Raw genomic sequence first — 23,583 nt, 5'->3', positions numbered from 1 at the left:
GCCAGCACACCGGGGAAAAGACTACACTCTGTGTATTACCCCCTTACCGGATATCACGATGAAATCCCTCCGAATCCCTGCTGCGCTGCTGATACTGGCGGCACTGAGCGGTTGCAGTAATCTGATGCAAACCACCCCCGTCCCGCCGCCCGCGCCGACGGAAAAAGCGCAGGAAGTCACCCGCGCTCAAACCTCTACGCTGACCAAAATCGGCAGCATTACTGCGGACGTGATTGGCAGCCCGATGGACGCCGAAGCGGAAATCCAGCGCAAAGCCGATGCGGCGGGTGCGCGGTATTACGTGATCATGTTTAACAGCGAAACCATTGTGCCGGGGCGTTGGTATTCACAGGCCACGCTGTACCGTTAAACCTTACTCTGCGCCGATGGCACGGTTGATCAGCAACTGACACAACCGTTCCGGCAGCAGCGTCTCACCCCGCGGGTCCAGCACCATCCGGCACCATGCGTCCGCTATCGGCGGCGAAGCGAATTCCAGCATTTGCGTCGCCGCCAGCAAATTAAACAACTGCCCGGTCAGCCAGCGCCCCTGTGCTTCTTCCGGCGTGCGCAGGCGTTGCAGAAACTGACGGGCGGCGCGATCAAATACCCGGTTCTGGCCACGCGCCTGATGCAGTGCCTGTTGCAAGAGCTCTACGCTGGCTGGCAGCTTCCTGAGCGTTCGCAGTACATCGAGACACATAATGTTGCCAGAACCCTCCCAGATGCTGTTGACGGGCATTTCACGGTACAAACGCGGCAGCTCGCTGTCTTCGCAATACCCAATCCCGCCCAGCACTTCCATCGCCTCCGCCACAAACGGGATACCCTGACGGCACACTTCGAACTTGGCGGCAGGCGTCAGCAACCGGCACAGCAATTGCTCCGTCGGGTTATCCTGCGCACCCGACGCCGCCGCGAGACGCATCAGTAGCATCGTCTGCCCTTCCAGATGCAGCGCCATGCGGCTCAGCGTCTGACGCATCAGCGGTTGTTCGATCAGTGGCTTACCGAATACCTGACGCTGAAACGCATGATACAACGCCACCGAGAGCGCCCGGCGCATCATCGCATGGCTGCCCAGCGCGCAGTCGAAACGCGTATGACCGCCCATCTTCAGGATGTGGCGGATGCCCTCACCCTCTTCACCCAGCAACCAGCCAGTGGCATTCTGAAACTCCACTTCGCTGCTGGCGTTAGATCGGTTGCCGAGCTTGTCCTTGAGCCGTTCGATGCGCACGGCATTACGTTCGCCGTCTGGCAATACTCGCGGCAGAAAGAAGCACGACAGCCCGCCCTCTGCCTGCGCCAGCACCAGATGTGCGTCGCTTTGGGGCACCGAGAAAAACCATTTATGTCCGACCAGATGATAGGGTTTGCCGCTGCCGCGACCTTCCAGCGCGGCAGCCCGCGTGGTGTTGCTCAGCACATCCGAACCGCCCTGCTTCTCGGTCATACCCATGCCAATCAGCACGCCTTTCTTCTGATCGCCGGACTGCAAGTGCGGGTCGTAACGGTCGGACATCAGCGGTTTCAGCCAGCCCCGGAACTCTGCGGGCAGATATTTTTGCAGCAGCGGGATTGCTCCGAAGGTCATGGTCACCGGGCATAACGTCCCGGCTTCCACCTGGGCGTGGAGAATAAACCTTGCCGCGCGCGCGACTGCCGACCCGATGCGGGCATCTTCCTGCCACGGCAGATTATGTACGCGGTTGGCAATCAGTCCTTGCATCAGCAAATGCCACGCCGGGTGGAAACGCACATCGTCCAGGCGTTCACCCATGGCGTCATAGCGCAAAAGATCGGGCGGATTGGCATTGGCCAGCCGGCCAAGCTCTATTGATTCTGCAGAACCTAACTGCTGCCCCAGAGAGGCCAGCACGTCGGCGTCCCATCCGGCCTGTTGCCGTGACAAAGCCTCTCGCAGCGGAGTATCGGAGAGAAATAAATTGCTGTTACTCAGCGGTTTGGGTTGATTGAAAACCCGGTGTGTTTCCCAGTTCATCGCCTGCTCCCTTATAAAAGGACATGGCATCAGTATGGTAAAAATGGGGGAATTAACAGGTGGACAGATCACAAAGGCAGGAATGCAAACGGGAGCCCTGAGGCTCCCGTTTTAGACAAGGGTGAAGAAAACTGAACTCAGCTCTTCTTCAGACCGCGCTGGCGCACGGCTTCGAACAGGCAAACGCCGGTCGCGACGGAGACGTTCAGTGAAGACACGCTGCCGGCCATAGGAATGCTGATCAGCTCGTCGCAATGTTCACGGGTCAGACGGCGCATACCTTCGCCTTCCGCGCCCATCACCAGCGCCATCGGGCCGGTCATTTTGCTCTGATAAAGATTGTGATCGGCTTCGCCCGCCGTCCCGACGATCCAGACATTGTGCTCCTGCAACACACGTAACGTGCGTGCGAGATTGGTCACGTTGATCAACGGTACGTTTTCCGCTGCACCGCTGGCGACTTTTTTCGCCGTCGCGTTCAGTTTGGCGGAGCGGTCACGCGGAACAATCACAGCATGGACACCGGCGGCATCGGCAGTACGCAAACATGCGCCAAGGTTATGCGGGTCGGTCACGCCGTCCAGCACCAGCAGGAACGGAGATTCGAGGCTTTCCAGCAGCGCAGGCAAATCGTTTTCCTGATACTGACGGCCTTCGCGCACGCGGGCAATGATCCCCTGATGCACGGCACCTTCGGATTTTTCATCCAGCCACTGGCGGTTAGCCACCTGGATCACAATGCCGCTGGCTTCCAGCTCGTCGATCAACGGCTTCAGACGTTTGTCGTCACGGCCTTTCAGAATAAAGACTTCCAGAAAGCGCTGCGGATCGTTGTCGAGTAAGGCTTTAACGGAATGAATACCGTAGATAATTTCGCTCATGATGCTCTTTAAAATAGACTTGCGGACAGCATGCTGTCCGCAATTTAACGAAGGATTGCGGGCGATTCTATCATAGAAGAATCGCCCGTCAGGCTTAGCTTTCTACTGACTTTTTCTTAGCGCGTTTAGATCGGGTCGCCGCAGCAATTTTCGCCGTTTTATCAGAAGGCTTTTTGGCTTTCTTCGGCTTACCGTCTTTGCCCACTGCGCTCACCGCTTTTTCTTTCTTCGGCTTTGCAGGCTTCGCGTCGTCTTTGCGGAATGCGCTGTCCGGCTCGAAGTTAGCGCCTTTTTTGCCTGTGCGGCGTCGACCTGCATTAGCAGGTGCGGTGGAACGCATAGTGCGCTCCCCGCCTTTCTTCTCGCGATCGCGCGCTGTTTTACCTTCACCGCGCGCCTTGCGGGTGCTGGAAACCAGAGCGAAATCGATTTTACGCTCGTCCATGTGAACGGCTTCAACGCGGATTTCCACCGTGTCACCCAGGCGGTAAACCGCACCTGAAGATTCGCCCACCAGACGCTGTCCGATGTTGTCATAACGGTAGTAGTCGTTGTCCAGAGAGGAAACGTGGACCAGACCGTCGATGAACAGATCGTTGAGACGCACGAAGAAACCGAAACCGGTTACGCTGGCGATGGTGCCGGTAAAGACTTCACCGACGTGATCCTGCATAAAGTCGCATTTCAGCCAGTCAGCCACGTTGCGGGTAGCTTCGTCCGCACGGCGTTCTGCCATCGAACAATGCTCGCCCAGTTGCAGCATGTCTTCATAATCACTGTGCCAGCCGCCGGTCGGCGTCCAGCGATCTTTCAGTGTACCGTGCTCTTTCGCCAGCAGGTACTTGATGGCGCGGTGCAGTGCCAGATCCGGATAACGACGAATCGGTGACGTAAAGTGCCCGTAGGACGGCAGCGCCAGACCGAAGTGACCGCGGTTTTCCGGGTCATAAATCGCCTGTTTCATCGAACGCAGCAACATAGTTTGCAGCATTTCGCGGTCAGGACGCCCCGCCAGTTCATCCATAATCTGAGCGTAATCTTTCGGATCAGGTTTCAGGCCACCGCCCATCACCAGACCTAACTCGCCCAGTACGCTGCGCAGCGCGGAGATATGGTCATCGCTTGGACGGTCATGCACACGGAACAGCGCAGGTTCATTATGCTTTTCAACAAAACGCGCCGCCGCGATGTTCGCGAGGATCATGCACTCTTCAATCAGTTTGTGTGCGTCGTTACGTACGGTCGGTTCGACACGTTCGATACGGCGTTCAGCGTTGAAGATGAACTTCGCTTCTTCCGTTTCGAAGGCGATACCGCCACGTTCTGCACGTGCCTGATCGAGCATTTTGTACATGGTGTGCAATTCTTGCAGATGCTTAACCAGCGGAGAATATTGCTCACGCAGCTCTTCGTCACCATCAATGATGCGCCAGACTTTGTTGTAGGTCAGACGGGCGTGGGAACTCATCACCGCTTCGTAGAATTTGGAGCTGGTCAGCTTACCTTGCGCAGAAATGGTCATCTCGCAGACCATACACAGACGGTCCACCTGCGGATTCAGGGAGCACAGGCCGTTGGACAGCACTTCCGGCAGCATCGGAACAACCTGCGACGGGAAATACACGGACGTGGCGCGGCTGCGCGCTTCGTCATCCAGCGCGGTGCCGTGACGCACGTAATAACTCACGTCGGCGATAGCCACCCACAGGCGCCATCCACCACCGCGTTTTTTCTCACAGTACACGGCGTCATCGAAGTCGCGTGCGTCTTCACCATCAATGGTGACCAGCGGCAGACTGCGTAAATCGACGCGGCCTTTTTTCGCTTCTTCCGGCACCTGTTCGCTCAGGTCTTCGACCTGTTTCAGCACCTGTGGCGGCCAGACGTGCGGGATTTCATGGGTGCGCAGTGCGATATCGACCGCCATGCTGGTGCCCATTTTATCGCCCAGCACTTCGACAATTTTACCGACCGCTTTGGTACGGCGGGTCGGACGCTGAGTCAGCTCGACCACGACCATATAGCCCATGCGCGCACCGTTAATAGCGTCGGCTGGGATCAGGATATCGAAGCTCAGGCGGCTGTCATCGGGCACTACAAAACCGGCGCCAGCGTCAGTAAAGTACCGGCCTACGATCTGGCTCATTTTCGGCACCAGGACACGCACGATGCGCGCTTCACGGCGGCCTTTACGGTCGGTTCCGACCGGCTGTGCTAATACCACGTCACCGTGGATACACATTTTCATTTGTTCAGCAGAAAGGTAAACGTCGTCTTTCTTCACGCCTTCAAGGCGCAGGAAGCCGTAACCATCACGATGACCAATCACCGTACCTTTGAGTAAATCCAGGCGTTCCGGCAGCGCGTAGCACTGGCGGCGTGTGAAGACCAGCTGGCCATCACGCTCCATCGCACGCAGACGACGGCGCAGGGCTTCCAGCGCTTCTTCGCCGGACAGGTTCAGTTCGTTACCGATTTCTTCACGGCTGGCAGGTGTTTCACGTTTCGCGAGGTGTTCGAGAATAAATTCACGACTGGGAATAGGTGATTCGTATTTTTCTGCTTCTCGTTCCAGGAATGGATCTTTTGACATAGCGGTTCCTCCGTTGCCATCAGCAGTTTGTTGAAAGTCTTTCATTCAACAAGCAATAATTTGTAGAGCGGCGAGTTATCTTTGACCATATCGGCCAGAGTGTACTGATTCAGCTCATCAAGAAAATGTTCTACAGCAGTGTGCAGGACGTGTTTTAGCCGGCATGCGGGCGTGATATGACAAAAGTCACTGTCACAGTTGACCAGTGAAAGCGGCTCGAGTTCGCGAACCACATCGCCAATGCGGATTGTCTGTGCCGGTTTACCCAGCTTTATGCCACCATTCTTTCCGCGAACGGCGGTCACCAGACCTGCACGACTTAACTGATTTATGATTTTCACCATGTGGTTACGCGACACACCGTAAACCTCGGTGACCTGCGAAATGTTGGTCATCTGATCGTCAGGCAACGACGCCATATAAATCAACGCTCTCAAACCATAATCAGTGAAACTCGTTAACTGCACACATACCTCTGGGTAGTTTTTACCCGTTCTTTCCACATCAATGAAGATTAAGGGAAAAATTGATTTTTTTAAGAAAACACAATGATGATAAACCAGCCAGCAAGTTTGCGGCTAATCATTTAAATAGTGGATGCTTTATGGGAAGTAAACAAGCGCAGACAGGCAGAAAAAAATAAACCGGGCAAATTAGCCCGGTTATGACGTTTTTACGCAATCAGCTCAGGCTGTTATGCGTCAAACGGGTCACGCAGAATCATGGTTTCGCTACGATCAGGGCCTGTCGAGATGATATCAACCGGTACTTCGGTCAGCTCTTCGATACGCTTGATGTAGTTCAGTGCTGCCTGTGGCAGTTTCTCGACCTGTTTCACACCAAAGGTGGTTTCTGTCCAGCCTGGCATGATTTCGTAGATTGGCTCGATACCTTCCCAGCCTTCTGCTGCCAGCGGTGTTGTGGTCATTTCGCGGCCATCAGGCATGCGGTAACCAATACACAGCTTCACTTCTTTCAGACCGTCAAGCACGTCCAGTTTGGTCAGACAGAAACCAGACAGGGAGTTGATCTGCACAGAACGACGCACAGCAACGATGTCCAGCCAGCCGCAACGACGGCTACGACCGGTGGTCGCGCCGAACTCGTTACCTTGCTTACGCAGGAACTCGCCGGTTTCGTCGAACAGTTCTGTTGGGAACGGACCTGCACCTACACGGGTGGAATAGGCTTTTACGATACCCAGTACATAATCGACGTAACGTGGACCAATACCAGAACCGGTAGCGACGCCGCCTGCGGTGGTGTTGGATGAGGTTACGTACGGATAGGTACCGTGGTCGATGTCCAGAAGCGTACCCTGCGCGCCTTCGAACATGATCAGATCGCCACGCTTACGCGCGCCATCCAGCAGCTCAGACACATCAACTACCATTGCCGTCAGAATGTCGGCGATAGCCATGACTTCTTGCAACGTTTTCTCGAAATCAACGGCTTCGACTTTGTAGTAGTTGACCAGCTGGAAGTTATGATAATCGATGATTTCTTTCAGCTTGATAGCGAAAGTATCTTTGTTGAAGAGATCGCCAACGCGCAGACCGCGACGGGCAACTTTATCTTCATAAGCCGGGCCGATACCGCGACCGGTGGTGCCGATAGCTTTATCGCCACGCGCTTTTTCACGCGCCATGTCTAAGGCGACATGGTAAGGCAGGATCAGCGGGCAGGCTTCAGAGAGTAACAGACGTTCGCGTACAGGGATGCCACGAGCTTCAAGTTCGCCCATTTCTTTCATTAAGGCGTCAGGCGCCAGAACAACACCGTTACCGATGATGCTGGTGACATTTTCACGCAGAATGCCAGAAGGAATTAAATGAAGAACGGTTTTTTCACCGTTGATAACCAGAGTGTGACCGGCGTTGTGACCGCCCTGATAGCGCACAACATATTTAGCCCGTTCAGTAAGCAGGTCTACGACCTTGCCTTTCCCTTCATCACCCCATTGAGTGCCGAGTACGACGACGTTCTTACCCATCTCAAGAATCACCAGGTTGCTTAAAAAAGGATTCTAACATCTCATTCTGTGCTTTCCAGTACTTTTAGCATACGTTTGCGGGAAAAATTTCAATTGCGTGCTACCGGTCTCGGGCAGACGTGACACCTGACATGTAACAAAAGCTCAGCCACCGAGATGCGTACGCAACATGTAGTAAATTACGAAGCCTGCAACCACAAGTGCCCCGCCAAAACGGCGTAAAACCGCGTCCGGAAGATTTGCTAAAGCCAGGATCATTTTTCTCCATGATTTTGGATAAAGCATCGGGCCCAGGCCTTCAAGAACCAAAACTAATGCCAGCGCCAGCAAAATTGTCGAATTCATGTTCAGAGTGTCTCTGTGCTTCCCTTGAGAAAAAACAGAAGGGTTTTAGAAAAGACAAAAGGCCCCTCAGGGCCTTTTGGAAATTGCAGAAGCAATTATTTATTTTTTTCAGGTGACTTCATGAAGCGGAAGAAATCGCTGTCAGGGCTTAACACCATGACGTCGTTACCGCTCTTGAAGCTGGCCTCGTAAGCACGCAGGCTACGAATGAATGCGTAGAAGTCAGGATCCTGGTTGAATGCATCAGCAAACAGTTTCGCCGCTTCGGCATCACCTTCACCGCGGGTGATACGTGCAGTACGTTCTGCTTCAGCAACAGTTCGGGTTCTTTCGTAATCCGCTGCAGCCTGAATCTTGGTCGCCTCTTCTTTACCCTGAGAAATGTGACGCAATGCAACCGCATTACGCTCAGCGCGCATACGATCGTAAATCGCGCTGGACACTTCTTCCGGCAAGTTGATTTGTTTCAGACGTACATCGACAACTTCGATACCCAGCGCTGCCATGCTGTTCGGGTTAACTGCAGGCTGTTTGCCTTTAGTTTCCTGCTCAACACGTTTGGCTGCAGAGGCAATCGCATCATCCGCTTCGGTGGTGGCTTCAGGCTCATCACCTACGCTACCGGTATTGAGCGCATCACGGACATCCAGCGTCAGACGGCCACGCGAATCGGTCACGATGTCTTTCACATCCAGGCGACCAATTTCAGAACGCAGACGGTCACTGAATTTACGTTTAAGCAGAATCTCTGCCTGAGAGACGTCACCGCCGCCCGTTGCCAGATAGTAACGGCTAAAATCGCTGATACGCCATTTCAAGTAAGAATCGACGATTAAGTCTTTCTTCTCGCTGGTCACGAAACGGTCGGCCTGGTTGTCCATGGTCTGAATACGTGCGTCGAGCATTTTAATGGATTCCACGAAAGGAACTTTAAAATGCAGGCCCGGCGCATACACCAGAGGTTTGTTATCGCTGTCGCGCAGAACTTTGCCGAAACGTAGCACGATACCGCGCTGACCTTCCTGAACGACAAACAGTGAGGCATAAAGCGCCACCAGCACCACAACGACGATAAGTAAAATCGACTTACGCATTGTTATTCTCTCCCTACGCGAAGTGTATCGTCACGTTGTGCATTCACACGACGCTGATCCATGACACTGCCAGACGAACGGGAACTGCTGCTATCGGCACTGCTTTTGCCATTATTGCCAGTTAAACCCGGAACGGAAGGCAACAAACCTGTTTCATCACTTTTGGTATCGCTGGCCGCAGCATTGTTGCCACGCAGCATTTGATCCAGAGGTAACACCATCAGGTTGTTCCCTTTGTCACTCACCAGAACTTTACGGGTGTGACTGAGGACTTTTTCCATTGTCTCGATATACAGACGCTCACGGGTAATTTCCGGCGCGGCTTTATATTCAGGCAACAGTTTAGAGAAGCGGGCGACTTCACCCTGCGCTTCCAGCACGGTACGATCTTTGTAAGCTTTAGCATCTTCAAGCAGGCGCTGAGCTTCACCATTGGCCAGAGGCTGGATTTGGTTAGCGTAGGCTTCTGCTTCACGGATCGACTGTTGTTCCCTTTCACGGGCAGCGATCGCGTTATCGAAGGAGGCTTTTACTTCTTCAGGCGGACGTGCGGTTTGGAAGTTAACGTCCTGAATGGTGATACCCATTTTGTACGGACGAATCGTTTCTTCCAGTACACGTTGGGTATCGCTACGCACGGTGGTACGGCCTTCAGTCAGGATTTTATCCATCGTGTATTTGCCGATAACGCCACGTAATGCGCTGTCAGTCGCCTGGCTCAGGCTGTCGTCAGGGTTGGCGACGCTGAACAAATAGGCCTCAGGATCGGTTACGCGGTACTGTACGTTCATCTCAACACGCACCACGTTCTCATCAGAGGTCAACATCACACCCGATGCGGCCAGCTCACGTACCGATTCTACGTTCACTGCGCGTACCTGATCGATGAAGGTCGGTTTCCAGTTCAGGCCCGGCTCAACCAGATGGCTGAACTTACCAAAACGGGTGACCACGCCACGTTCGGCTTCTTTAATGGTATAGAAACCCGTCGCAGCCCAGATAACCACCACCGCGGCAACCGCGATGCCCGCCATCCGGCTGCCACTCATTCCGTGACCGGAACCTGATGGCGTACCGTTGTTGTTATTGTTGTTGCCTGAACCTTTTCCACCGAAACCGCCCAGTTTTTTGCTGAGTTTACGGAAGATATCATCCAGGTCAGGTGGCCCCTGATTGCGGCCGCCTTTGTTGTCATTATTTCCACCAGAATTTCCACCAGAGTTGCCGCTATTATTATTGCTGCTGCCCCAGGGGTCGCGGTCCTGTCCGTTATTACCGGGCTGATTCCACGCCATGTTATAGCTCCATTATTCTATGATTGGTGTTCTTCAGGACAAATCAGACAGACTCTGGTTGCGGACATAGCTGGCCAGTTCCTGCTCTTGTTTGCAGAGGCGGTGCCAGTCAATAATGGGCATTCGCACCATCAGACCAATACTACCATCCTCTTCAATCCATTCTTTTTCTATCGCCTGAAGCTGGTAAAAACGGCTACGAAGGCGGCCTGCTTCCGGCGGCAAACACAATTCATGCTGCGCGATTTCGCCAGAGAGTCGCTCCGTTAATGCCTGAAAGAGCAACGGAATACCTTCACCGGTCACGGCTGAAAGCCAGACCCTGATCGGCAAATTCTCCTCGTTGCGATCGATACGCGGAACAAAATCATCCAGCATATCTATTTTGTTCATCACTAACAGCGCAGGTATTTCATCTGCTTCGATCTCTGCCAGCACCGTATTTACCGCGTCGATATTTTCTTCAACCCGGATATCCGCTGCATCAATAACATGTAATAACAGAGATGCCTGTTGGGTTTCCTGCAATGTTGCTTTAAAAGCGGCAACTAAATCATGGGGCAGGTGACGAATAAACCCTACGGTGTCCGCCAAAACCGTCTCCCCGACATCCGCAACCATAATGCGTCGCAGCGTAGGATCCAGCGTAGCAAACAACTGATTGGCCACGTAAACATCGGCCTGAGTGATACGGTTAAAAAGTGTGGATTTCCCGGCGTTGGTATAACCCACCAAAGACACCGTTGGAATATCCGCACGTACGCGCGAACGACGACCTGTTTCACGCTGCTTAGCCACTTTTTCAAGACGGCTGAGGATCAGGGTAATTCTGTCGCGCAGTAAGCGGCGGTCAGTCTCGAGCTGGGTTTCACCCGGCCCACGTGCACCGATGCCGCCACCCTGACGTTCAAGGTGTGTCCAGCCGCGAACCAGTCGGGTAGCGATGTGGCGTAACTGCGCCAATTCTACTTGTAGCTTACCTTCGTGTGTTCGTGCCCGCTGGGCAAAGATATCTAAAATTAACCCGGTGCGATCGACAACGCGACATTCGCATAATGCTTCCAGGTTTCGTTCCTGGGCAGGAGAAAGCGAGTGATCAAATAGGATGACAGAAGCGCCCGTTGCTTTGACTGCGTCTGCAATTTCCTGGGCTTTTCCTTCGCCGACAAAGTATTTAGGGTGCGGTGCCTTGCGGCTCCCGGTGACGACTTGCAGCGCCTCTACACCGGCAGAAGAAACCAGCGATTCGAATTCGCTCAGGTCTTCCGTGTCTTTGTCTCTCGAGAAATAAATATGAACCAGAACGGCCTGTTCGCCGCCTTCATAACGGTCAAACAAGCTTGCGACCTCTCATTTGGATTAAATTCGACAGCCGGGGGTGCATAAGCAGAGTGGAAATACTTATGAACCCCTTCGTGGTTGACCAACGTTGCGCTTTATTCAGCGTCATCGTTTTCCTGCTGCGGCTGTTGCTGCGCAGACGGAGTACTGCCTTGATGATAGTTATTGGTGCTGCCCGTACCTGGATTATTGCTATGATGTGACACCGGGCGGGACGGCACTACGGTGGAGATAGCGTGTTTATACACCATCTGGCTAACCGTGTTTTTTAACAGAATGACAAACTGGTCAAAAGACTCAATTTGGCCTTGCAGCTTAATACCATTCACCAAGTAAATAGAAACCGGAACACGTTCGCGACGCAATGCGTTCAGGAACGGATCTTGCAAAGATTGCCCCTTAGCCATTCTATCTTTTCCTTATTAGTTTGTTGTTTGTAACTTTGAGCCTATCGGCTCGAAAATAAATCACATAAAAAGTTCGCGCGTTGAGTACTCATCAATTGTACACAATCACCCAACCTATGCACTAACAACCTGAATTACACGGCTTAAGGCCTCGTCCGGCTTCTCTGAATCCAGCCATTCAACCTCCTCCCAACCTCGTAACCAGGTCATCTGGCGTTTGGCCAGCTGTCGTGTCGCGCAAACACCACGATAAACCATTTCATCGTAATCGAATTCACCAGATAAATATGACCACATCTGGCGGTAGCCGACACAGCGAATGGAAGGCAAATCCGTATGCAAATCGCCCCGAGCTAACAGCGTTCTGACTTCGTCTTCAAAACCATTGGACAACATCTGACTAAAACGTTCCTCAATCCGCTGATGTATTACTTCACGGCGGGTGGGTGCAATTGCAAACTGGTGAACGCGGTAAGGCAGCGTTTCACCCGAAATTTTAGTCAGTTCCGTTAAAGTTTTACCCGAAATATAAAAAACTTCCAGTGCTCTGGACAGTCTCTGCGGATCATTCGGATGAATTCGATTCGCGGCGACCGGATCAATCTCGCGTAATTGATCATGTAACGCGCTCCAGCCCTGCTCTGCCGCCTGCTTTTCGATGCGTTCACGCACGGTGGCATCAGCCTGAGGCAACGGTGATAATCCTTCAAGCAACGCCTTGAAATAAAGCATAGTCCCACCCACCAATAACGGGATCTTATTGCGTGAGGTTATTTCTGCCATTTCGCGCAACGCGTCGGCACGAAAATCGGCCGCCGAGTAAGCCTGAGTGGGGTCAAGGATATCAATCAGACGATGCGGGGCTTCCGCCAGCTCCTGCGCCGTGGGCTTGGCGGTGCCGATATCCATCCCGCGGTAGATGAGTGCGGAGTCCACACTGATCAGTTCAACGGGGAGATGCTTCATCAGCGACATCGCCAGCGCAGTTTTACCGGATGCGGTCGGCCCCATAATAAAGATTGCCGGGGGAGCGGAATGTTTTTCAGAATCAGTCATGCTTAAAAGCCGCCAGCGCGGGCTGTAAATCAAGAGGTTGCAGAAGTCCGGACGGGGGCGATTTCACCAACTGCGGGCATAGACGCTCAACATCCGTGAGTAATTGTATAGCCTGGGAAATTGTCCAGACCTCGTGCTCGCAGCCACAGTGGCGGGCAAACCACATGGCTACCGCATCAGAAGTCACCTCCTGCTGAACAGCAAGGTAATCTAACAGGTCAGGTATCAACTTTTGTAAATTTTGTTGGCGTAATGGTAAAGGTACTGCGCGGACCGTCACACGCTGTGACTCGCTGAGCATTTCTAAACCAAAATGCTGTAATAACTGCTGATTTTTCGCCAGCACCGCTATCTCGCCTTTATTGACCGTCAGCTTCAGCGGGATCAATAACGGCTGCGGACGCAATCCTTCTTCCGGCGGCGTCAGCTGCGCCCATTTCAGCCAGCGGTCGGCGACCGGCAGCGAAAGCATCACCAGCTGTTTGCCGCGTTCAAGCAGCGCATATTCCGCAGCGCACACCGTCAGCACGCGTCCGAAACTCTGGCTGTGCGATTCCAGCGCCGGTTCAGTGAGTGTACGGGCCGGTGATGCCACAGGCTTAGCGGCCTGTGCCACAGCAGGCGTGGGTTCCTGAAGGGAAAATGTTTCGGAAGAGGGTTGTAATAAACGCTGATAGACATTGCCTTCCGCGCGATTGTAAGCGGGTTCATTGCTCTGCGTCGCGGGCTCACGAGGATGGCTGGCCCGTGACGTTGCCGGGAAGACGTTTTCACGCGAAGCCGGTTTATCACGCTGAGAGTGCGTTGATTTTTCTGCCGGTTGCGAAAAATGATTGCCGCCCGCTGCCGGACGATTTTCCGGTTGCCATCGCGGTGTCTCTTCTTCCGCCTGCGGTTCTGCCAGAACCGGATTTCCCGCCTGTTGCAACACCGACATCACTGCCTGATAGATAAAATCGTGTACCAGCCGCGACTGATGGAACCGCACTTCATGCTTCGCCGGATGCACGTTAACATCCACCTGATGCGGATCGACATCCAGATACAGCACGTATGCCGGTTGCTGATCGTCTTTAAGCTGATCCTGATACGCCTGGCGGATCGCGTGATTAATCAGGCGATCTTTCATCATGCGGTTATTCACATAGCAATATTGCATGTCTGTCAGGCTGCGCGATCCGGCAGGATCGGCGACCCAGCCGCGGATGCCCAAATCACCGTGCGTCCATTCAACCTCCAGCGCGTGCTCGACAAATGTCGGGCTGCAAATGCTCGCCAGACGGCGGGAGGACTGGGAGGGATCTTTTACCGCACGGTACTGGCGGATCAGCTTGCCGTTGTGACTCAGATTGACGGAAACGTCGAAACGCGCCAGCGCAATACGGCGGACGACTTCATCAATATGGGTAAATTCAGTTTTCTCAGTGCGCATGAATTTGCGACGAGCAGGTGTGTTGTAAAACAGATCCAACACTTCGACGGTGGAACCCTGCGGATGCGCGGCCGGTTTCACCGTCACCGCCATATCGCGTCCTTCGGCGTAGGCCTGCCAGGCTTCGCTTTGATCTGCCGTGCGCGAGGTCAGCATCAGGCGGGACACCGAACTGATACTCGCCAGCGCTTCGCCGCGAAATCCGAGGCTCAGAATGGCTTCCAGATCGTCCAGACAGGTAATTTTGCTGGTGGCGTGACGCGCCAGCGCCAGCGCTAAATCGTCTTTACCTATGCCGCAGCCGTTATCACGTATGCGGATAAGTTTGGCGCCCCCGCGATCGATATCAATATCAATACGGGTTGCGCCTGCATCGAGGCTGTTTTCCACCAGCTCTTTCACTACGGAAGCCGGCCTTTCGACAACTTCACCCGCGGCAATCTGGTTAGCCAGTTGCGGGGGCAGTACCTTGATCGGCATAGCGGCTCCTGTGGAAGACGGTCGGTCAGACCGCCTTTACGACTGTGGAATAGTCAGGGTTTGGCCGAGCTGCACCTCGCCGGACTTCATGTGGTTGGCGGTTTTAATGTCCGTCATGCTGACGCCATATTTGCTGGCAATCGCTGACAGCGTATCGCCGCGCTGAACCTTATGCTTCGACGGCTTTTTCGCCGCTTTCGAGACTTTCGCCGTTGAAGCCGACGCCCCCGTTGCAGCTGATGTGCGGGTGCCCGCTGGCACTTTCAATCTCTGCCCGACCCAAACGCCGTCTTTTTTCAGTTTATTGAGATCGCGCAACGCCGCGTTGGTCGTACCGTAACTGTTGGCAATCCCCGTCAGCGTTTCGCCCCGCGTCACTTTATGGATCTGCGTGGCGCCCGCAGCACCAGCGGTCACTTCAATCGGGCCAGGCTGATTTACGGCTGTGTTGCCTGCCGGGCTACTGTCTCCCGCCGCTGCTGATGAGGCCAGCAGCGGACGGTTTTCGACCTTTGGGCCGTTTTGTATCGGATGCGACTGGAAATAATTACGCAGGCCAATGTGAATGGCTCGCGCAATTTTATCCTGGTACGCACTGCTGCCAAGCAGCCGCTCCTCGGTTCCGTTACTGATAAAGCCGGTTTCCACCAGCAGGGAAGGAATATCTGGTGAGCGTAATACGCCCAGACTGGCGTGCTCGGGTTTCGCTTTGTGCAGTGAGCCTACGCTGCGCAGTTCGCGCAATACACGGGTCGCCACGTCATAACCCACGCGCTGCGAATGGCCGAATTGCAAGTCTAATACCGCCTGACTGAGATAAGGGTCAGAGGCGGTATTGGCCAGTACATCGCCTGCTCCGCCGAGCAATTCAGACTGTTTCTCGTGCTGTTCCAGCCAGTTACCCATTTCACTGTTCGCACGACGGTTCGACAGCACCCATACCGAGGCCCCGCGCGCGCTGCGGCTTGGTGCGGCATCCGCATGAATCGACACCAGTACATTGGCGTTTTTCTTGCGTGCGACGTCGGAGCGACCCATCACCGAAATAAAGTAATCGCCATCGCGGGTGAGTACCGGCTGGAACATCGGATCCGCGTTGAGGATCGCCTGCAATTTACGGGCAATCGCGATAGTGACGTTTTTCTCTTTCAGGCCGCCCGCGCCGATAGCACCCGGATCCTGCCCGCCGTGTCCGGCATCAATGGCAACAATGATTTTGCTGTCGCTGGTGGAAATAGTGGAAGAACGCGAGTTGTCTGGCGCGATGGCCGTCGAGGCAACGGTGGTCTTGTCATTCGTAAACGGATTGGATTTCGTCGACACCACCGGCGTTCTGTTGGCATTTGGCGACGGCGTATTCGTCACAGTGGAAACTGGCGCCGTATTTCGCGGTGCGGCGGCGGCATTCATGGTCAGCACCACGGTGTACTGGCTGCCGTCTTTCTGTTTGGTCGCGTTGGTTCTGACCTTCTGATTAAGTTCAAAAACCAGACGCTGACTTTGCGCATTCGGCGGCGTACTCGCCCGTACGCGCGTCACCAGATTCTGCCCGTTGAAGGTCAGCGGCAGGCCTTTCATCACGCCGTCCTGACGGATGTCCATTACTACCCGTTCAGGGTTATGCAGCGGGAAAAAAGAATAATCTGGCGAACCGTCGAAGGTAATGGTAACGGTCGATTGCGATGCACCGTTGGACACATTGATATTTTTCATGCCCGCCGCAAAGGCGCAAGCAGGTACAAGCACGGCACAGAGCATCAGCGTCGATATGAACATCGCCGCCGAAGAAAAAAGAGAAGTGATACGTGAGTTCATCGCGTAATCATCCTTGCTGTTGAACACGATGCAACAAATTCATGCCAGATTCAGAAACCGCGACAAGGGTCGCCGTACGTCCCTGAGGCTGATAATCCAGCGTCAGCTCGATGTCTGGTTCAGGCAAAACGCCCTCACCTTTTTGTGGCCACTCGACCAGACAAATGGCGTCCTGGGCGAAATAATCGCGGATGCCCATAAACTCGAGCTCTTCAGGGTCAGCCAGGCGATATAAATCAAAGTGATACACCGCAATACTGTCCAGCTGATAGGGTTCTACCAGTGTGTACGTCGGGCTTTTTACGTTGCCCTGATGCCCTAATGCCTGAAGAAATCCCCGGCTAAAGGTTGTTTTACCGGCTCCCAGATCGCCATACAGATGGATAACCGTTGAGCCTTCGCAGGCTTTCGCCAGTGAAGCACCTAGTTGCAGCGTTGCCGCTTCGTCGGGTAATGAGAGAGTAAGTTGATTCATTCAGTGATATCTATTTCTTCAGGTCTGGATTAACTAACGGAGCAATCACCGCTAAAAGATCGGTCGCCAGCATACCGCGCGTTCCCTGCCGCCGGGCGATTTCGTCTGCAGCGGCGCCGTGAATCACTGTTCCCGCGCAGGCCGCATCATACACATTCAGTTTTTGAGCGAGCAAGCCGCCAATAATACCAGAAAGCACGTCGCCCATGCCGCCTGATGCCATACCGGCATTTCCAACGTCCGCTACCGCCAGCTCGCCCTGTTCGCCGGCGATTAACGTGCCTGCGCCTTTGAGCACCACCACGCCGCCATACTGGTCAACGAGTTTCCTGACAGAAAGTAAGCGGTCACTCTCAATGTCCTTCACGGTACAACCGAGCAGACGTGCTGCCTCGCCGGGGTGCGGTGTCAGTACGCGATTTTGCCGTTTCTCAGGTGCGATTGCCAGCAGGTTCAGTGCATCTGCGTCCCATAGGGCCGGTTTATCACATTTCGCTACGCGTTCCAGCGCCTGTTTGCCCCAGGTTTTCTGGCCTAAGCCGGGGCCGATGACAATAACATCCGCCCATTCCAACGCCTCATTAAGAGATTCTGCCGTCAGCTCCTGCACCATCAACTCAGGTCTGGCGGTGAGTAATGGCCCGGCGTGTTGTTTGTGAGTGAGTACTCGCACTAATCCGGCACCGGTGCGCAATGCGGCTTCCGACGCCATACGGATAGCCCCGGCAAAGCCGACATCACCGCCGATCACCACTAACCGCCCATGCTCGCCTTTGTTAGAACAAGGTCGACGCGGAGACAGCCACTGGCCAATCTGCGTGACATCCAGACGCTGCAACAATGCCGTATGGCCTCTAAGCCAGCTATCCAGCCCAAGCGCATCATAATGCAGACTGCCGACGTAATCGCGCGACTGCCCGGTCAGTAAACCCGGTTTGAGTGCGATAAAGCTGATGGTGTGATTGGCGTGAACTGCCCTGCCGGCAGCCTGCCCGGTTTGTGCGTTAAGCCCGGAGGGAATATCCAGAGAAATGACCGGCGCGGAGGCGGCATTTATGGCGTCGATCAGAGTAGTGTACGGCGCGCGCGGGGCGCACGATAACCCGGTGCCCAGCAGTCCGTCGATAATCACATCAGCATCTTCTGGCCATTGCGCATTTGAAGAGCCGACCCTACCGCCGCACGCCAGCCAGCCTTGACGTGCCTGTTGCGCTTCCTCAGGAAGAGCTTTGTCGTTTTCGACAGCCAGCAGCGTCACACGCAGACCCGCATTTTTTGCCAGTCGCGCCACCTCGTAGCCATCTCCGCCATTGTTACCGTGCCCGCACAAAACCAACCAGTGGCGGGCGTCAGGATATGTGCGCTGCGTCAGCGAAAAAGCTGCCTCAGCTGCGCGCTGCATCAGCGTGAACAGAGAAATCCCTGTTTCCTGCGCGGCCTGACCTTCAACCTTACGCAGCCATTCAGCAGAAAATACGGAATGTGGTAAACTCGCCTCGTTTCGTTTTTCACGTTGGTTCGTCATGACACTCCCTCTCGATCTCGTTCAACTGGCTCAACATATCAAGCAATGGGGCCAATCGCTAGGCTTCCAGCAGGTTGGCATCTGCGATACAGACTTATCTGCAGAAGAACCTAAACTGCAGGACTGGCTTGATAAACAATATCATGGCGAGATGGAATGGATGGCGCGCCACGGCATGTTGCGTGCGCGTCCTCATGAGTTGCTGCCCGGTACGTTGCGGGTGATCAGCGTCAGAATGAACTATTTGCCCGCCAAAGCCGCCTTTGCCAAAACCCTGAACAACCCGCAACTCGGTTACGTCAGCCGTTATGCGCTGGGGCGCGACTATCACAAAGTGCTTCGCCAGCGTCTGAAAAAGCTGGGTGACATGATTCAGGCTTACTGCACCGAACAACAATCTGACCATGCGGTGACGTTCCGCCCGTTTGTCGATTCCGCCCCTATTATGGAACGTCCTCTGGCAGCCAAAGCCGGGCTGGGCTGGGTTGGTAAACACTCACTTATTCTTAACCGTGAATCTGGCTCCTGGTTCTTTCTGGGTGAACTGCTGATTGATTTACCGCTACCGGTCGATGCCCCACAGGAAGAAAAGTGCGGCAAGTGCGTCGCCTGTATGACCACCTGCCCGACCGGCGCGATTGTCGCGCCTTATACTGTCGATGCCCGCCGCTGTATTTCTTATCTGACTATTGAGCTGGAAGGCGCGATCCCGGAAGAATTCCGCCCGATGATGGGGAACCGGATTTACGGCTGCGACGACTGCCAGCTGATTTGCCCGTGGAACCGTTATTCACAACTGACGGACGAAGAGGATTTCAGCCCACGCGCCGCGCTGCATGCTCCGGAGCTGATTGCTTTGTTTGGCTGGACGGAAGAGAAGTTTTTGCGCATTACCGAAGGCTCCCCTATCCGTCGTATCGGCCATTTGCGCTGGCTGCGGAATATTTCGGTGGCATTGGGCAATGCGCCCTACTCGGAAGAGGTGCTGACGGCGTTGCAATCACGGACAGGGGAAAATGCGCTATTGGATGAGCATATCGAATGGGCAATTTGCCAACAGACCGAAAGAAGAAGTGAACATCGTGTGGAAGTGCAAACTTCGCAGCAGAAACGGCTGATCCGCGCAGTCGAAAAAGGGTTGCCGCGAGATGCATGACAATTCCCATAGCAGTTAATTCGCAATGCCATATTTTCTGTGCATAAAAATAAAAATGCTTTGCCAATCAAGTGCAAAAAAAGAAGCAAGTGATCACCATAACGTTTCGCTATAAATATATTATGTTTTAAAACAAGTAATTATAAATTGGCAATAGGGGGAGTGCAAAAAACAGACAGTTTAAAAAAACAGCTAAACCTGTGGATAAGTCTGTTTAAAACATTACTACAAATCGTGTAAGGATCGGATTTATCACGCACAGATTGCGCATGAGTTTGGCGATAAGAAATGATTTTGTATTGAAGAAGAAAATTGGAGCGGGAAACGAGACTCGAACTCGCGACCCCGACCTTGGCAAGGTCGTGCTCTACCAACTGAGCTATTCCCGCTTAGAGATGCTTGGTGCATCTGCTGTAAACTTACAGCATTTGAAATTTTTTGGAGCGGGAAACGAGACTCGAACTCGCGACCCCGACCTTGGCAAGGTCGTGCTCTACCAACTGAGCTATTCCCGCGTCGCATGGCACTGCTTTTGTTTTACGTATCAAAGAATACATATAAAACGTTGAATCTAGAACCTTTAAAAATTTGGAGCGGGAAACGAGACTCGAACTCGCGACCCCGACCTTGGCAAGGTCGTGCTCTACCAACTGAGCTATTCCCGCTCTGCGCACTCAACGAAATTCTTCATCGGTACGGGGTGCGCATTATACGAGAAATCCTTTTAGCCGCAACCCCCTGAAAGCAAAAAAATGATATTTTCGTTCAAGTGCCGATTAAACCATCAAGACGGTGATTTAATCGGCGAAACGCGGTGATTTTGTGCCCTGCATGCTTTCATAAGGATTTTTAAAATAAATACCTAAAATCATCCGGCTTGCAGGATTACAGATATCACAACTGGATGAAATGCTCGCGGTAATAGGCCAGTTCAGCCACGGACTCACGGATATCGTCCATTGCCTTATGGGTATTTTCTTTCTTAAAGCCGCTAAGCACTTCGGGTTTCCAGCGACGTACCAGCTCTTTCAGCGTACTGACGTCCAGATAGCGATAGTGGAAATAGGTTTCCAGCTCCGGCATGTACTTAAACAGGAAGCGGCGATCCTGCCCGACGCTGTTACCACAGATTGGCGATTTACCTTCAGGCACCCACTCGCGCAGGAACTCGATGGTTTGTTGCTGCGCCGCATTGTCGTCAAACGGGCTGGCTTTCACGCGCTCAACCAGACCGCTGCCGGTGTGGGTGCGCACATTCCAGTCATCCATCAGCGCCAGCTGCGCGTCAGACTGATGTACGGCGATGGTCGGGCCTTCGGCCAGAATATTCAGGTGCGCGTCGGTCACCAGCGTGGCGATCTCAATGATGCGGTCACGTTCAGGATCCAGACCGGTCATTTCCAGGTCGATCCAAATTAAATTCGAGTCATTTGCAGCCATGATGTGTCCTATTACAAAGAAAGAGATATAGCTGGTATCATAGACGTTTTGGTCGCACCGAGCGATTAAAGCCAGTCAAGTGAGGCGCAGTGACTAAGTCAAAACTGTCTAAAGGGCAACAACGTCGCGTTCAGACCAACCACCAGCGTCGTCTGACACAGACCGACAAACGGAAAGAGCTGGACGATTCTCTGCATGGCGAACCGCAGGACGGCATCGTCATCAGCCGTTTTGGGATGCATGCGGACGTTGAAGCGGCCGACGGCAGCCAGCACCGTTGCAATATCCGCCGTACCATCCGTTCTCTGGTCACCGGCGACCGCGTCGTATGGCGCGCCGGCGAGAACGCCAGCGTAAAAGGTATCGTTGAAGCGGTACACGAGCGCACCTCCGTCCTGACCCGACCTGATTTCTATGACGGCGTGAAACCTATCGCCGCCAACATTGACCAGATCGTTATTGTCTCCGCAATCTTGCCAGAGCTGTCGCTGAACATTATCGACCGCTATCTGGTGGCCTGCGAAACCGTTGAAGTTGAGCCGCTGATTGTGCTCAACAAGATTGACCTGCTCGACGACGATGGCCGCAAATTCGTCGAAGGTATGATGGCTATTTACCGCCGCATCAATTATCGCGTGCTGGAAGTCTCCAGCCAGACCGGCGAAGGCATGCCCGCGTTTGAAACCGCATTGACGGATCGCATCAGTATTTTCGCCGGACAGTCAGGCGTGGGCAAATCCAGCCTGCTCAATGCCCTGCTGCCGCCGGAAGAAAAACAGATCGTGGTCAATGAAGTCTCTGACAACTCTGGTTTGGGCCAGCACACCACCACGGCAGCGCGTCTTTACCACTTCCAGCGCGGCGGCGACGTCATCGACTCACCGGGAGTCCGCGAATTTGGTTTGTGGCATCTCGCACCAGAGCAAATTACTCAGGGCTTCGTCGAATTCCGTCCTTTCCTCGGGTACTGCAAATTCCGCGACTGCAAACATGGCAGCGATCCGGGTTGTGCTATCCGTGATGCCGTGGACCGTGGCGACATCGCCGAAGAGCGTTTCGACAACTACCATCGCATTCTCGAAAGTATGGAAGACGTAAAAACGCGTAAAAACTTCGACGCACTTTGACGTTAACTCATTGAGCTAACAGGTTAATGATAAACGGGGGAAGTTAACGGACGTTGAACCGTTGATTTCTCACCGTTACAATCAGCGCCAGTAAAAACGCTCCTCCGCCATAACACGATGTGTGACCGTCCAGATGATTGACGGTCTCCTGCAGAAATGGCCGGTCAAGCCGGTCATTCATACCATCCAAGAGGTTTTCCCCGTGCTGGACAGTATCAAAATCAAACTTCAATACTTACTTCCTAAACAAGGTCTGACCCGTCTGGCAGGCTGGGGCGCGGAAAAACGTGCCGCCACGCTAACGCATTGGGTGATCAAAGCCTTTGCACGCTTTTACAGCGTGGACATGAAAGAAGCACAAAACCCGGATATCAAGTCTTACGCCACGTTCAATGAATTCTTCGTTCGCCCGCTGCGCGATGGCGCACGTCCTGTCGTCAGCGGCCTGGACATGCTTTGCCTGCCCGCCGATGGCGCAGTCAGCCAGTTAGGGGCTATCACCGACGGCAAACTGTTCCAGGCAAAAGGCCATTTCTACAGCCTCGAAGCGTTGCTGGCAGGGAATTATCAGCTGGCTGAGCAGTTCAAAGACGGCCAGTTCGCCACCATTTATCTGGCACCTCGCGATTATCACCGCGTGCATATGCCGTGCGACGGCGTACTGCGTGAAATGATTTATGTACCGGGCGATTTGTTCTCGGTAAACCCGCTGACCGCCGCCAACGTGCCGAATCTGTTCGCCCGTAATGAGCGCGTCATCAGCGTGTTTGATACTGAATTTGGCCCGATGGTGCAGATTCTGGTTGGCGCCACGATTGTCGGCAGCATCGAAACCGTATGGGCTGGCTGCGTTACGCCGCCACGTGAAGGCATCATTAAACGCTGGACCTATCCTGCCGCCGGTGAAGAAGGCGCGATCGCGCTGGAAAAAGGCCAGGAGATGGGTCGCTTCAAACTCGGTTCAACGGTGATTAACCTGTTTGCCGCCGGTCAGGTTCGCTTTATGCCTCAGCTGAACAACGGTACGGTTACCCGCATGGGCGAACCCTTTGCCGAAGCCCTGCGTGCGCCAGCGGCTGCCCCGCAAGAACCAACGACGACTGATTTCGTCTGAACTGACTGT

At 53.9% G+C, this 23,583-nt stretch carries 20 protein-coding genes and 3 tRNA genes; 4 read left to right on the top strand and 19 right to left on the bottom strand.

What is annotated here, in order from left to right; translation table 11 throughout:
* The first annotated feature begins 58 nt into the window (after window positions 1–58).
* A complete protein-coding gene (bsmA, locus tag I2123_RS04265) occupies window positions 59–370 on the top strand; it encodes a biofilm peroxide resistance protein BsmA (protein WP_112168325.1) in 312 nt (103 codons plus the stop codon).
* Between the two features lie 3 nt (window positions 371–373).
* On the opposite strand, the gene I2123_RS04260 is transcribed toward bsmA, so the two are convergent.
* From I2123_RS04260 to nnr, 15 genes are all read right to left on the bottom strand, one after another.
* Window positions 374–2,005, bottom strand: coding sequence for an isovaleryl-CoA dehydrogenase (locus tag I2123_RS04260; RefSeq protein WP_213051853.1), 1,632 nt, complete (start codon window positions 2,003–2,005; stop codon window positions 374–376).
* 137 nt (window positions 2,006–2,142) lie between these two features.
* A complete protein-coding gene (gene rlmB / locus I2123_RS04255; RefSeq protein ID WP_112168327.1) occupies window positions 2,143–2,886 on the bottom strand; it encodes a 23S rRNA (guanosine(2251)-2'-O)-methyltransferase RlmB in 744 nt (247 codons plus the stop codon).
* A gap of 94 nt (window positions 2,887–2,980) precedes the next feature.
* Window positions 2,981–5,479, bottom strand: a complete 2,499-nt coding sequence (gene rnr, locus I2123_RS04250; RefSeq protein ID WP_213051852.1) for a ribonuclease R — start codon at window positions 5,477–5,479, stop codon at window positions 2,981–2,983.
* A gap of 41 nt (window positions 5,480–5,520) precedes the next feature.
* A complete protein-coding gene (gene nsrR / locus I2123_RS04245) occupies window positions 5,521–5,946 on the bottom strand; it encodes a nitric oxide-sensing transcriptional repressor NsrR (RefSeq protein ID WP_112168329.1) in 426 nt (141 codons plus the stop codon).
* A gap of 227 nt (window positions 5,947–6,173) precedes the next feature.
* Window positions 6,174–7,472, bottom strand: coding sequence for an adenylosuccinate synthase (locus I2123_RS04240; protein ID WP_213051851.1), 1,299 nt, complete (start codon window positions 7,470–7,472; stop codon window positions 6,174–6,176).
* A gap of 144 nt (window positions 7,473–7,616) precedes the next feature.
* Window positions 7,617–7,817 (bottom strand): DUF2065 domain-containing protein, encoded by a 201-nt coding sequence (locus I2123_RS04235; protein ID WP_213051850.1) that lies wholly within the window; start codon window positions 7,815–7,817, stop codon window positions 7,617–7,619.
* A 95-nt stretch (window positions 7,818–7,912) separates the two neighbouring features.
* Window positions 7,913–8,911: a protease modulator HflC gene (gene hflC, locus I2123_RS04230; protein ID WP_112168332.1), complete on the bottom strand. Its 999-nt coding sequence runs from the start codon at window positions 8,909–8,911 to the stop codon at window positions 7,913–7,915.
* A gap of 2 nt (window positions 8,912–8,913) precedes the next feature.
* Window positions 8,914–10,206, bottom strand: a complete 1,293-nt coding sequence (hflK, locus tag I2123_RS04225; protein ID WP_112168333.1) for an FtsH protease activity modulator HflK — start codon at window positions 10,204–10,206, stop codon at window positions 8,914–8,916.
* A gap of 33 nt (window positions 10,207–10,239) precedes the next feature.
* Window positions 10,240–11,544: a ribosome rescue GTPase HflX gene (gene hflX, locus I2123_RS04220; RefSeq protein ID WP_112168334.1), complete on the bottom strand. Its 1,305-nt coding sequence runs from the start codon at window positions 11,542–11,544 to the stop codon at window positions 10,240–10,242.
* A 98-nt stretch (window positions 11,545–11,642) separates the two neighbouring features.
* Window positions 11,643–11,954: an RNA chaperone Hfq gene (gene hfq, locus I2123_RS04215; protein WP_056782484.1), complete on the bottom strand. Its 312-nt coding sequence runs from the start codon at window positions 11,952–11,954 to the stop codon at window positions 11,643–11,645.
* Between the two features lie 114 nt (window positions 11,955–12,068).
* On the bottom strand, window positions 12,069–13,010 hold the full coding sequence (gene miaA / locus I2123_RS04210; protein WP_112168335.1) for a tRNA (adenosine(37)-N6)-dimethylallyltransferase MiaA: 942 nt from the start codon (window positions 13,008–13,010) through the stop codon (window positions 12,069–12,071).
* Window positions 13,003–14,922: a DNA mismatch repair endonuclease MutL gene (gene mutL, locus I2123_RS04205; RefSeq protein ID WP_213051849.1), complete on the bottom strand. Its 1,920-nt coding sequence runs from the start codon at window positions 14,920–14,922 to the stop codon at window positions 13,003–13,005. Before mutL ends, miaA begins: the two co-directional genes overlap by 8 nt.
* A 36-nt stretch (window positions 14,923–14,958) precedes the next feature.
* Window positions 14,959–16,737 carry an N-acetylmuramoyl-L-alanine amidase AmiB gene (amiB, locus tag I2123_RS04200; protein ID WP_213051848.1) on the bottom strand — a complete coding sequence of 593 codons (1,779 nt, stop codon included), beginning with the start codon at window positions 16,735–16,737 and terminating at the stop codon, window positions 14,959–14,961.
* 7 nt (window positions 16,738–16,744) lie between these two features.
* Window positions 16,745–17,212, bottom strand: a complete 468-nt coding sequence (gene tsaE / locus I2123_RS04195) for a tRNA (adenosine(37)-N6)-threonylcarbamoyltransferase complex ATPase subunit type 1 TsaE (RefSeq protein ID WP_112168338.1) — start codon at window positions 17,210–17,212, stop codon at window positions 16,745–16,747.
* A 10-nt stretch (window positions 17,213–17,222) separates the two neighbouring features.
* Window positions 17,223–18,737, bottom strand: a complete 1,515-nt coding sequence (gene nnr, locus I2123_RS04190; protein ID WP_213051847.1) for a bifunctional ADP-dependent NAD(P)H-hydrate dehydratase/NAD(P)H-hydrate epimerase — start codon at window positions 18,735–18,737, stop codon at window positions 17,223–17,225.
* Here nnr and queG point away from each other — a divergent pair.
* The gene (gene queG, locus I2123_RS04185) at window positions 18,736–19,893 is read left to right on the top strand and encodes a tRNA epoxyqueuosine(34) reductase QueG (RefSeq protein ID WP_112168340.1); all 1,158 of its coding nucleotides are present in this window, start codon (window positions 18,736–18,738) and stop codon (window positions 19,891–19,893) included. The genes nnr and queG overlap by 2 nt on opposite strands.
* 313 nt (window positions 19,894–20,206) lie before the next feature.
* Here queG and I2123_RS04180 read toward each other — a convergent pair.
* From I2123_RS04180 to orn, 4 genes are all read right to left on the bottom strand, one after another.
* A tRNA-Gly gene (locus tag I2123_RS04180) sits at window positions 20,207–20,282 on the bottom strand.
* Window positions 20,283–20,332: 50 nt separating this feature from the next.
* A tRNA-Gly gene (locus tag I2123_RS04175) sits at window positions 20,333–20,408 on the bottom strand.
* Window positions 20,409–20,482: 74 nt separating this feature from the next.
* Window positions 20,483–20,558 (bottom strand) — tRNA-Gly (locus I2123_RS04170).
* Between the two features lie 229 nt (window positions 20,559–20,787).
* Entirely contained in the window at window positions 20,788–21,333 is a 546-nt protein-coding gene (gene orn / locus I2123_RS04165; protein WP_112167971.1) for an oligoribonuclease, read from the bottom strand.
* An 89-nt stretch (window positions 21,334–21,422) separates the two neighbouring features.
* On the opposite strand from orn, the gene rsgA reads away from it, so the two are divergent.
* Together rsgA and asd are read left to right on the top strand one after the other, a co-directional pair.
* Complete coding sequence (gene rsgA / locus I2123_RS04160) at window positions 21,423–22,460, top strand: small ribosomal subunit biogenesis GTPase RsgA (protein WP_112167970.1); 1,038 nt, start codon at window positions 21,423–21,425, stop codon at window positions 22,458–22,460.
* Window positions 22,461–22,662: 202 nt separating this feature from the next.
* Window positions 22,663–23,574: an archaetidylserine decarboxylase gene (gene asd / locus I2123_RS04155; protein ID WP_112167977.1), complete on the top strand. Its 912-nt coding sequence runs from the start codon at window positions 22,663–22,665 to the stop codon at window positions 23,572–23,574.
* Window positions 23,575–23,583: the final 9 nt, after the last annotated feature.

It is taken from the genome of Rahnella inusitata (genome assembly GCF_018288855.1).
GTDB lineage: Bacteria > Pseudomonadota > Gammaproteobacteria > Enterobacterales > Enterobacteriaceae > Rahnella > Rahnella inusitata.
This window is presented reverse-complemented; position numbering and strand designations above follow the sequence as displayed.

What these genes read in the sequence shown, in the direction of transcription:
- bsmA (WP_112168325.1), top strand. Translation starts at nt 59, where the DNA reads ATGAAATCCCTCCGAATCCCTGCTGCGCTGCTGATACTGGCGGCACTG.
- I2123_RS04260 (WP_213051853.1), bottom strand. Translation starts at nt 2,005, where the DNA reads ATGAACTGGGAAACACACCGGGTTTTCAATCAACCCAAACCGCTGAGT.
- rlmB (WP_112168327.1), bottom strand. Translation starts at nt 2,886, where the DNA reads ATGAGCGAAATTATCTACGGTATTCATTCCGTTAAAGCCTTACTCGAC.
- rnr (WP_213051852.1), bottom strand. Translation starts at nt 5,479, where the DNA reads ATGTCAAAAGATCCATTCCTGGAACGAGAAGCAGAAAAATACGAATCA.
- I2123_RS04240 (WP_213051851.1), bottom strand. Translation starts at nt 7,472, where the DNA reads ATGGGTAAGAACGTCGTCGTACTCGGCACTCAATGGGGTGATGAAGGG.
- I2123_RS04235 (WP_213051850.1), bottom strand. Translation starts at nt 7,817, where the DNA reads ATGAATTCGACAATTTTGCTGGCGCTGGCATTAGTTTTGGTTCTTGAA.
- hflC (WP_112168332.1), bottom strand. Translation starts at nt 8,911, where the DNA reads ATGCGTAAGTCGATTTTACTTATCGTCGTTGTGGTGCTGGTGGCGCTT.
- hflK (WP_112168333.1), bottom strand. Translation starts at nt 10,206, where the DNA reads ATGGCGTGGAATCAGCCCGGTAATAACGGACAGGACCGCGACCCCTGG.
- hfq (WP_056782484.1), bottom strand. Translation starts at nt 11,954, where the DNA reads ATGGCTAAGGGGCAATCTTTGCAAGATCCGTTCCTGAACGCATTGCGT.
- miaA (WP_112168335.1), bottom strand. Translation starts at nt 13,010, where the DNA reads ATGACTGATTCTGAAAAACATTCCGCTCCCCCGGCAATCTTTATTATG.
- mutL (WP_213051849.1), bottom strand. Translation starts at nt 14,922, where the DNA reads ATGCCGATCAAGGTACTGCCCCCGCAACTGGCTAACCAGATTGCCGCG.
- amiB (WP_213051848.1), bottom strand. Translation starts at nt 16,737, where the DNA reads ATGAACTCACGTATCACTTCTCTTTTTTCTTCGGCGGCGATGTTCATA.
- tsaE (WP_112168338.1), bottom strand. Translation starts at nt 17,212, where the DNA reads ATGAATCAACTTACTCTCTCATTACCCGACGAAGCGGCAACGCTGCAA.
- queG (WP_112168340.1), top strand. Translation starts at nt 18,736, where the DNA reads ATGACACTCCCTCTCGATCTCGTTCAACTGGCTCAACATATCAAGCAA.
- nnr (WP_213051847.1), bottom strand. Translation starts at nt 18,737, where the DNA reads ATGACGAACCAACGTGAAAAACGAAACGAGGCGAGTTTACCACATTCC.
- orn (WP_112167971.1), bottom strand. Translation starts at nt 21,333, where the DNA reads ATGGCTGCAAATGACTCGAATTTAATTTGGATCGACCTGGAAATGACC.